Origin of the sequence: Halorubrum sp. Atlit-26R, assembly GCF_003666015.1 — an archaeon.
In the GTDB taxonomy this organism is placed as follows: domain Archaea; phylum Halobacteriota; class Halobacteria; order Halobacteriales; family Haloferacaceae; genus Halorubrum.
The window spans coordinates 1-687 of record NZ_QPLT01000236.1; the positions used below are offsets into that span (position 1 = coordinate 1).

The window sequence follows — 687 nt, forward strand, 5'->3', positions numbered from 1 at the left end:
GTACAGCAGTAATTCGTTAGAGCACGCCTAATAGAGTTAAAAACCTGTAATGTTCAGGAATACGGCTTGGCCGCTCGAGATATTACACACGAACATGTACCGAGACCATGGTGACTATAAGGCGCCTGAAGGCTCAGAGGCCTGTCTCGAGTCTATAGCGTTCCACGACTGGCCGGTGCCCATCGAGGGCACCGCCCACGATATTACGGTCGACGACGGCGAAGTGCGGCAATCCGCCCCGCAACCTAACCACGTGATCTACTAATGGCTACCCTTCAAAACGCGCTCGCACGGGTCGAGGATCCGGCCCTTGATGACGACATTGTTTCGCTCGGTCTCGTCGGAGACATCGAATTCCATGGAGATACCGCCCACGTACCGCTCGCACTCGGTGCCCCGCACTCGCCGGTCGAGACACAGATAACCGAGGACGTTCGAGCCGCCGTTCGGGACGAGGGATACGAACCAGTTCTCTCGGTCGAGATCGACGATACGACGCCCGCCGGCCAGATGGACGGCGCACCGAACGTGATCGCTGTCTCCTCCGGGAAGGGCGGCGTCGGCAAAAGCACCGTTTCGGTGAATCTTGCGACGGCGATGGCCGAGCGGGGGGCCAATGTTGGACTGTTCGACGCCGACGTGTACGGCCCTAACATCCCGCGGATGCTTGGCGTACAGGATGAACTG

The 687-nt window shown here is 59.2% G+C and carries 1 protein-coding gene; it reads left to right on the plus strand.

The window, feature by feature from the left end:
* Positions 1 to 264: 264 nt before the first annotated feature.
* The coding region (locus DVK07_RS20325; protein ID WP_121598575.1) for a P-loop NTPase at positions 265 to 687 on the plus strand (423 nt) is incomplete at its 3' end.